11 protein-coding genes are annotated in these 7336 nt (G+C 66.7%); 3 read left to right on the top strand and 8 right to left on the bottom strand.

From position 1 onward, the window contains the following. Both VGI62_RS00795 and VGI62_RS00790 read right to left on the bottom strand, forming a co-directional pair. Window positions 1-240, bottom strand: a 240-nt coding sequence (locus VGI62_RS00795) for a hypothetical protein (RefSeq protein ID WP_331502480.1), incomplete at its 3' end; no start/stop codon positions are given. A gap of 29 nt (window positions 241-269) precedes the next feature. After that, complete coding sequence (locus VGI62_RS00790) at window positions 270-464, bottom strand: hypothetical protein (protein ID WP_331502479.1); 195 nt, start codon at window positions 462-464, stop codon at window positions 270-272. A gap of 150 nt (window positions 465-614) precedes the next feature. On the opposite strand from VGI62_RS00790, the gene VGI62_RS00785 reads away from it, so the two are divergent. After that, on the top strand, window positions 615-1049 hold the full coding sequence (locus tag VGI62_RS00785) for a hypothetical protein (protein WP_331502478.1): 435 nt from the start codon (window positions 615-617) through the stop codon (window positions 1047-1049). On the opposite strand, the gene VGI62_RS00780 is transcribed toward VGI62_RS00785, so the two are convergent. From VGI62_RS00780 to VGI62_RS00760, 5 genes are all read right to left on the bottom strand, one after another. After that, window positions 1024-1911 (bottom strand): alpha/beta hydrolase, encoded by an 888-nt coding sequence (locus tag VGI62_RS00780; protein WP_331502477.1) that lies wholly within the window; start codon window positions 1909-1911, stop codon window positions 1024-1026. The genes VGI62_RS00785 and VGI62_RS00780 overlap by 26 nt on opposite strands. Next, the gene (locus tag VGI62_RS00775) at window positions 1908-2954 is read right to left on the bottom strand and encodes an amidohydrolase family protein (protein ID WP_331502476.1); all 1047 of its coding nucleotides are present in this window, start codon (window positions 2952-2954) and stop codon (window positions 1908-1910) included. Before VGI62_RS00775 ends, VGI62_RS00780 begins: the two co-directional genes overlap by 4 nt. Window positions 2955-3029: 75 nt before the next feature. After that, a complete protein-coding gene (locus VGI62_RS00770) occupies window positions 3030-3233 on the bottom strand; it encodes a hypothetical protein (RefSeq protein ID WP_331502475.1) in 204 nt (67 codons plus the stop codon). A gap of 91 nt (window positions 3234-3324) precedes the next feature. Beyond that, the gene (locus VGI62_RS00765) at window positions 3325-3525 is read right to left on the bottom strand and encodes a hypothetical protein (RefSeq protein WP_331502474.1); all 201 of its coding nucleotides are present in this window, start codon (window positions 3523-3525) and stop codon (window positions 3325-3327) included. Window positions 3526-3910: 385 nt separating this feature from the next. Beyond that, window positions 3911-4408: an FKBP-type peptidyl-prolyl cis-trans isomerase gene (locus VGI62_RS00760; protein WP_331502473.1), complete on the bottom strand. Its 498-nt coding sequence runs from the start codon at window positions 4406-4408 to the stop codon at window positions 3911-3913. 119 nt (window positions 4409-4527) lie between these two features. On the opposite strand from VGI62_RS00760, the gene VGI62_RS00755 reads away from it, so the two are divergent. Then, window positions 4528-4743, top strand: coding sequence for a hypothetical protein (locus VGI62_RS00755; RefSeq protein ID WP_331502472.1), 216 nt, complete (start codon window positions 4528-4530; stop codon window positions 4741-4743). A gap of 105 nt (window positions 4744-4848) precedes the next feature. Here the strand turns inward: VGI62_RS00755 and VGI62_RS00750 are convergent, their stop codons facing one another. Then, a complete protein-coding gene (locus tag VGI62_RS00750; RefSeq protein WP_331502471.1) occupies window positions 4849-5844 on the bottom strand; it encodes an alpha/beta hydrolase in 996 nt (331 codons plus the stop codon). A gap of 151 nt (window positions 5845-5995) precedes the next feature. On the opposite strand from VGI62_RS00750, the gene VGI62_RS00745 reads away from it, so the two are divergent. Beyond that, window positions 5996-7276, top strand: a complete 1281-nt coding sequence (locus VGI62_RS00745) for a J domain-containing protein (RefSeq protein ID WP_331502470.1) — start codon at window positions 5996-5998, stop codon at window positions 7274-7276. Window positions 7277-7336 lie beyond the last annotated feature (60 nt).

The following is a 7336-nucleotide window of genomic DNA, read 5'->3' as shown; positions in this document are numbered from 1 at the left end:
CCCGTCGCCGAAGCCCATGATGTACTCGTAGGGTTTGCCGGCGCGCTGGATCGTATTGGAGACGACCATGCCGAGCTTGGCCATGTACCAGGTCTTCTGCGCCTCTAGGTCGCTGACGTTCAGCCCGGGACCGGCCACGTGGGCGGGCTTCAGTTCGGCCGGCGGGCCCTCGGCCCAGGCGACGCCGGCGCTCAACGCCAAACCTGCCGCCACCGCGGCGGCGATCGTCCAGGTCCTCATGCGCGTCCCCCGCTTCGGTTGCTTGCCGCCTAGCTGTCCAGGCTCTCGTCGTTGTCGCTCATGATGTGCTGGTAGACCGCGCTCGCCATGCCGCGGACGGTGCGGGCGGCGGTGAGCAGCGCCGCTTCGCCAACCAGGGTCGCGCCCTCGCCGGCCAGTTGGTCAAGCTCGTCGGCGATCGCCGTGAGCTTCTGGTAGACGGCGATGTCGGAAACTCCGCTCATGGATGCACCCCTACAAGCCCTCCGCGCACCGCGCAAACCACTCGAATGATGGAAAGCGTCAGCTTCAGTCGATGCTAACCACGTAAGTTCACCCTGAATTGACGGCGATGGGCGCATAACAACGCAGTTCGTCAATCTGGGGTCCGCCAGGTGTTTCCGACTGTTCCGTTTCGCACGACGCGTCTCGTCTCAGCACTGGTCGTCCTGACCTGCGCCGTGATGCTGGTGGCGCCGCTGGCTCTCCCCGCCGCGATCTCACCTGAGAGAGCCTGGGTTGGCGCACTGATCTTCTACGGCGTCACGGCTGGGGCCTACGGAACCCTGCCGTTCATCCGCAGAGGCGACATCGCCGCGGTCGCGATGTGGCTGATGCTGGCCGTCGGGATTGCACCCTGCGTCGATGGTCATGAGCTCTCGCCCCCGAACATGTTCGCAGACATGGCAGGCGTGCTGATGGCCATCGCGCCGATCTACCTTGCCCGCTACCGCCAGGTCGTGCAGGGCGACACACGCTTCCATCGGCTCGGCCGCGATGTCGACATCGCAGCCGAGCAGCCGGCTACTTCAATTCCGCAAGCCAGCTGATCACCGCGGCCTCCAGCGCAATCCGCCGGCCGCTCCAGCCATGGTCGGTGGCTTCGTGCCGAACCGTGACGGACCTGCCGCCCGCGTCCTGAACCGCTTTGGCCAGCTTCTCGGCGCCAGGCGCCAGTCCGTCATCCGAGGTCAACACCAGTAGCGGCTTTCCGGCGAGGCCGCGGGCCACCTGGGCGTTGAACGAAAGCCTCGGCGTGAGGCCGATGACTTCGTCGGCCATCTTCTCAGGGGAGGTCCCCGCCAGGGATTCCATATTGCCGGCCATCGACTTCACGACCGCGGTCTTCGCGGCGGCCGTGGCTCCCTGTCCTCCCATGTCGGCGGCAGAGATGAGTATTGTGCCGGCCAGGCCCGGGTCTTGGGCCGAGGTGAGCGCGCTCACCCAGCCGCCCATGCTGTGCCCGGCGATCACTAAACGGGTGGTGTCGATCCGCAGGCTCGAGGCGTGGGCAGGGTCGCGCAGGTAGGCCAGCACCGCTTTGGCGTCGGCCAGATTCCCCTCGAAGCTGAAGGTCCCGGGGCTGCCCCAAGAGCCGCGATAGTTGAAGGTCACGACGTTCCAGCCCGCCCGTCGGATCGCCTGGGCCAGGTCGAGGTTCTTCTCGTTGCCCGGCAGGCCGTGCAGCAGGACCACGGTCGGATGGCGCCCCGCGCCGCCGGCCAGATATGCGACTCCGTTGATCTCCACCCCACCGCTCGGGATATGCAGAACCTCCATCCGCGGCGGGTTGGCGGTATCGGACGCAGGGTCAGTGAAGACCGCCGGGGGCAGCGATACGGGCTGGGCCAAGGTCGCCATCGGCGCCGCGCTGAAGGCCGTCAGCGCGGCAAGTAGGAGCAGGCCCCTCATTGCAGTCCAAGACGGTAGGTGTTTGCCGCCGTCCCGGAGAAAAGTGAGGTTTTCTCATCGGGCGAATAACCCTTGGCGATGCGCTTGAAGGCGTTCCACAGGGTCGCGTAGTCGCAGCTCCCCATGTCCACGGGAAAGTTGCTCTCGAACATGCAGCGCTTGGGTCCGAATGCCTCGATGCACGTCTCGATATACGGCCTCCACTCGGCGGCCAGCTGCTCCGACGGCGCCCTGGGCTCGGCCAGGAACGAGGGGAAGTTGCAGAAGGCCATGGCCAGTCCGCCCAGCTTCACCACCACGTTCGGCGACTTGGCGAGTTCGCGCACGTTCTCCCGCCAGATCGGGAAGCGCTCCTTGAGCTTGCCTTGATAGCTCGCCCGGCCGAGCGGCGTGCCGACGTGGTCGAGGACGATGTGGGTTTCCGGGAAGGCGCGGGCGAGGCTGATCGCGTCCGGCAGCTGTGGCTCGAGGAGCCAGGCGTCGAAGGAGAGCCCTAGCGGGGCCAGGCGCCTGAAGCCTTCGCGAAACTTGTCGGAAAGGTAAAGTCCGGCTTCCGCCCTGTTGAGTGGGCCCAGCACTTCCTTGTCATCCTCGAAAGAGGCCGAGTTGCGGATGCCCCGAAAACGCCCACCGCCAGCTGCGATGTGGGCCTCCAGCACCGGAACCACGCCGTCACCCAGGGAAAGGTCCGCGCGACTGACGATGCCGGCGCAGGCGCGGGTGTCGCCGTACATGCCGCTCGCGCTCATGGCGGCGACACCGTTTACGAACTCGGTCTCGCCGACCGTTCGCATCTCCACGGGCCCGTCGGCCCTGTAGAAAGCGCCGCATTCCACGAAGACAGTCGCCACGATCCGGTGGCCGCTGCCCGTGTCGGCCAAGAGCTCGTCCAGCAGGTAACGCCGCGCATCGGCGATCGCGGTCATGAAGGGGTGTTCAGGCGCAGCCGCCGAGGCGCCCGGCGCTACGTAGCTGCGGCGGTCCCATAGGTGATGATGCGGATCCACGATCGGCAGATCGGGTTCCAGGATCGTTTCGGCCATGTGGATTGTCCCCTAAGGCGGCTGCGGACGATCCTCTCCTATCGGACGGCGCGGCGGCAATCCAAAACGGCGTCGCTAGAGCTCCGCCATCGATTCCATGGGGAAGGCGAAGGCCCGCATCGACCCCGGCAGACGAAGCGCCGCGCGGGTGCCTTCGCGGATGTTCTGAAAGCGGACGGCGTGCTGAGCGCTGCCCACCCACTGGGCGCGTCCCGTCTCACGCTCAAGATACTCCAGGCCGTTCAGGCTGGTACGCGCGACAACTACGGCGAATGTCATGTCTCTGCCTCCAGTGTTCGCCGAACGTGTTCTGTTTCGGCTCACTGCGGGCGGGCGTTTCAAGACCCGTGCCGGGGCGCCGAGGGCGCTCCTACCTTGGCGGCCCGGCACGCCGGGCGAGCAATGCTGAGCCTTCGGGCGTGATGTCCCATCCTTCGCGGCTACGCTCCGCGAGGCCCAGGTCAGTGAGCGTCCGAGCCGCCCCAATGTTGATGAACGGAGCTTCCGCACCCGTCTTTTTTCGGGCGAGGTTTTCGAGCGCGTTCAACTGAACGTCGGTGAGGTCGACCATTTGGCGACCCTACACCCACAATGGAGTCGCGGCCCGATATTTGGAACATCGCGGAGGGCTCAGCCCAGGATCTTCAGGATCAGACCCAATACCGCCATGGCCAGAAATGCCCACATAGCGAGCGAGAAGCCCACAGCGGCGAGCAGCCCAAGGAAGCGCCCCGACCGGCTGGCCGGGCGTTGCCCCCTGGCGTCCGCAGGTGGGCCATCCGCAGGTGGTTTTGTCGCGTCCCCGTTCACGCCACCTCGCCCCGCCGCCGTTCCCGAAGCGCGAGACCTTATGGTTCGCTCGCTCGACGGTCGGGGGTTAAGGGGCCACGTCCCGGCGCGCCGCGCAAGGGTTTGAGGTTCCGCTTTCGGCGCAGCCGCCCAAGACATTGACGCCGCTACGGAACCTTCGCCGCAGCAATGGCCACCAGTTCGACGTCGAAGACCAGAATCGCTTCCGGCGGTATGCCTCGCCTCTGCGTCACCTGGGAGTTTTGCGCTGCGCTCGCCGGCGTCTCGAGGGGGCGTCCGGGGCCGTAGGCCAGGTATGGCGGCATGGTGATCCGCCACCGATCGCCGGGCCGCATGAGTTGGAGCGCCGCACTCATTCCCGGAATCACTTCTTTGACGCCGAAGGTCGAGAGCCCGGACCCGTCCGCGGGAGACGTCGAGAACACCTCCCCGCTTTCGAGCCGGCCGACATAGCGCATGGTGATGGTGTCCGCCCTCGTCGGGTGCGGGCCCGTCGCCGGCCCGGCGACCAGCACCTGATAGGCGATGCCGGGCAGAGTGACGGTCTTGGCGTCCGCCGGAGCTGCTCTTGCGCCCGGCGCGCCGAGGGCGAGCGACAGGAGGGCCAAGAAGGTCGTCAGGCGGCGAATCCCGGCTATCCCCAAAACGCTCGCTCCACCGTAAGCTGTGTCGGCGCCATCTCCACAACGGCGTCGCTCTGGATTACGGTAGTAAGGTTGAGTCTGGCCCAAACTGGTCCGGGCCGCGAGAGGGAGACAAACACGTGAAACTAAGGACGATTGGCCTGGCGCTCGTCGCTACAGGCTTCATGGCCAGCTCCGCGCTTGCTCAGGCGACAATGCAGCCCATTCCGAACCCCTCGGATAAGGCGGCTCATTCAGCCAAGCACTCGACGAAGAAGAAGCACGCTGCGAAGCCCGCCGAAGCCGGCACACCGGCGCCTGCCGACGCGAAGTCCGACGCAGCGCCTAAGAAGTAGCGCCTGCCGGCGGGCGGGGGCGCCCCGTCCGCCGCTCGCGCCATCCGTTTTGGCGCCAAGCGGCCGCGCGCAGCGGCCGCGGCCGGCCGTATGCGTCGACGTCGCCTATCTGCGCGTTGCGTCGAGCACCTCGAACACCGCGTTCAGCACGATATCCGGCCGTTGCTGATGAATGTAGTGGGTCACGTCGGGCACCACGCGATCGACGCCGCGTCGCGACAGCTCCGCCATCTCCTCATGCATCGTCGTCCAGACTTTGCGGATCGCGGCTGTCTCGTCGGCGGAGAGGCCCGGCATGGTGTTGGCCCCGGCGGTCAGGATGACCAGCGGCATGGTTCCCAGCGAGCGCCGCGCTGCCATCAGCTCCTTGCTGTCGGTTTTCTCGAACGCGATCTGCTCGGACAGCTGCGTCCGGTAGTAGTCGGGCCCCTGAGCCTGGGCGTAGAGGTCCGCAGCCTCCGGCGGCGCGTCCGCCGGCGCGGATCGAACGCAGACCTTCTCGAGCCGGCTTGGGCGAGGCGACTGCGCACATAGCGGAAGGCCGACGTCCGCCGCCTTGAGGATATCTGGCACCCTCGGCACGACAGCCGTCATGCGGTCGAACTGCCGGTCGGCTGAAGGATCGACCAACACCATGCCGGCCACCTGGCCGCGATGCTCGAAAGCAAAGAGCCGCAGATTGAAGCTGGCCAGCGAGTGGCCGACCAGGATGTAAGGGCCGGGCTCGCGCGCGGCCTGCAGCGTAGCGGCAAGGTCCGCGGCGAGGGCGCGGCTGTCCCTTGGCTCGGGTCCCGGCGTGCTTCGGCCATAGCCGGCCCGGTCATAGGCGCAGACCCGCGTCCTGGCGGCGATCTGGTCTTGCACCATCCGCCAGCTCGAAGCTCCATCGCCCAGGCCGGAATCCAGCACCACCAACGGCGCCCCATGGCCTTCGCAGTAAAGGTTGATCTTGCGTCCATCCGGAAGCTTCACGAGCCGCGAGCCCTCCAGATAGCCCGTCCACCAGTCGCCGGGCGGCGGCGGCGCCTTGCGCGCCTCGGCTGTCCCCGCCAGCAGCAGCCCGGCGACGACGCCGGCCAGCACCGCGACACCTCGTTTCATGCGACCCGCTCCAGCACAGCTTCAGCAGGAGCAGACCCCAGCCTGCTCGACCTGTGAAGAGATTTCCGCAAGCTCGCGTGGAACGCGCACGGCGGTTGTGGCCATATCCATGCCCGACCTATCCTCGCGGCCGGGAACAAATGGGGCGAGCGTGGGGCAGCGTATTCAGAACAGCTACTATGGTTTGCTCGGCGTCGCCCCCACGGCGACAGCCGACGAGATCAAGCGCGCTTTCCGCCTCCTCGCCAAGGAATGCCACCCGGACCAAAATCCTGCTCCCGCGGCGGCGGCGCGATTCAAGGTGATAAGCGAGGCCTATGCCGTCCTGTCGGACATCGACAGGAGGCGGACATACGACGTGTCCTACGAGGTCGCGAACCGGCCGCCTGCATACAAAGCGCTCGAACCCATACGCTGTTCGAATTGCCGCCGGCCGACCATCCAGCCGCGACGCGTTGTCCATTGGTCAGTCGTATCGTTCCTGGTCGCGACCTGGCGAAATCCGTCCGAGGGGATCTACTGTGCGGGCTGCGCCGGCAGGACCGGCCTGCGCTGTACGGCGATCTCCGCCGTGCTCGGATGGTGGAGCGTACAGGGGCTGTTCTGGACGCCCCTTTCGATATTGCGCAATGCCAACGGCGGGCGGCGTCCGGACGACGCCGATGCCGGACTTCTCTGGCAAAACGCGCTGGCGTTTCGTTCCCAGGGCGAGCTGGCGATCGCCCATGCCCTGGCTCGACAAGTCGCCGCCTCCGGGTCGGAACATGCCTCGGAGGCCATGCAGATGCTCACGCAACTGCGTCGGGCAGGCGTTCCGCAAGACGCGCCTCCACTCCCGGATGCCTGGAAGACCCAGCCCGCCAACGTGGCGGCGCAGGCGGCCATGGGGTTGTTCGTCCCGCTTGCCGTCGCAGCCTTGGTCTATTCAGCCCACGCCCCGGCGCTCAACGCTGCGCCGGCGCCCTTGCGCGCCACCGAAACAAGCGCTCAGCAAGCCGCCATCGCCCCGACCTGCGCGCGAGCGCCCGCCGATGGGGAGGTGCTGCAGGGCCACCTCGACCAATCGGAATTCGGACATCAGCTGGAAATCAACAACGTCTCTGGCAAACCCGCGATCATCAAGGTTCGCGAGGCCGTGTCGGGCATCACCCAGGTCGCGTTCTTTGTCGGCAAGGGCGGGAAGGCGAGCGTGGGGCCCCTGCCGGACGGCGCCTACCGCATTCAGTATGCCTTTGGCCCGGCGCTAGCGGAAAACTGCAAATCATTCACGTACATAGACAGTGCGTCGGAATTTCCTGATCCGGAGACCTTCAGAAAGGAACATCGCGGCGGGCGGACGATCGCCCAGCGCCTGTCCTACACGCTCTATCCCGTCCCGAAGGACGCCTCGGGTCCCGAACAGATCGATCCGGCGAGTTTCCTCGCCGAATAGACCTGATCGAGCGCCGAGCCGGAGCCGCTTGACCGCGGGGCAGCGGCTCCGGGCTAGGCT

Origin of the sequence: Phenylobacterium sp. (assembly GCF_036495085.1) — a bacterium.
Classification (GTDB): Bacteria; Pseudomonadota; Alphaproteobacteria; order Caulobacterales; family Caulobacteraceae; genus Phenylobacterium.
Note: the sequence above shows the minus strand (reverse complement) of the source record. Positions and strands in the feature narration are given on the sequence as shown.

Bases quoted from the DNA above. Each gene is read 5' to 3' on its own strand.
- VGI62_RS00790 (WP_331502479.1), bottom strand. From the start codon at position 464: ATGAGCGGAGTTTCCGACATCGCCGTCTACCAGAAGCTCACGGCGATC.
- VGI62_RS00780 (WP_331502477.1), bottom strand. From the start codon at position 1,911: ATGAGGGGCCTGCTCCTACTTGCCGCGCTGACGGCCTTCAGCGCGGCG.
- VGI62_RS00775 (WP_331502476.1), bottom strand. From the start codon at position 2,954: ATGGCCGAAACGATCCTGGAACCCGATCTGCCGATCGTGGATCCGCAT.
- VGI62_RS00770 (WP_331502475.1), bottom strand. From the start codon at position 3,233: ATGACATTCGCCGTAGTTGTCGCGCGTACCAGCCTGAACGGCCTGGAG.
- VGI62_RS00765 (WP_331502474.1), bottom strand. From the start codon at position 3,525: ATGGTCGACCTCACCGACGTTCAGTTGAACGCGCTCGAAAACCTCGCC.
- VGI62_RS00750 (WP_331502471.1), bottom strand. From the start codon at position 5,844: ATGAAACGAGGTGTCGCGGTGCTGGCCGGCGTCGTCGCCGGGCTGCTG.